We start from the raw sequence: 313 nt of genomic DNA on the forward strand, positions 1-313 counted from the left end.
GGGCGAGGAGGGTCTGGCGGGTCTGCCGGAGGGTGCTCCGGCGGTACGGCTGGAGCCCGACCGGCTGGCGTGCGTGCTGCACACCTCGGGCTCGACGGGCGTGCCCAAGGGCGTGGCGATCACCCACGACAACATCGTGGCCTTCGCAGCCGACCGGGCCTGGCGGGACGGCTCCCAGGAGCGGGTGCTGCTGCACTCCGCGCACGCCTTCGACGCCTCGACGTACGAGCTGTGGGTGCCGCTGCTCAACGGCGGCTGCATCGTGGTCGCCCCGCCGGGACGGCTCGACACCGCGACGTACGCCCGCCTCATC

The 313-nt window shown here is 73.8% G+C and carries 1 protein-coding gene; it reads left to right on the top strand.

Features of this window, described 5'->3' with window-relative positions:
* The coding region (locus IF43_RS37590; protein ID WP_037891763.1) for an AMP-binding protein at positions 1-313 on the top strand (313 nt) is incomplete at both ends.

Source organism: Streptomyces sp. NRRL S-87, from assembly GCF_000719335.1.
Lineage (GTDB): Bacteria > Actinomycetota > Actinomycetes > Streptomycetales > Streptomycetaceae > Streptomyces.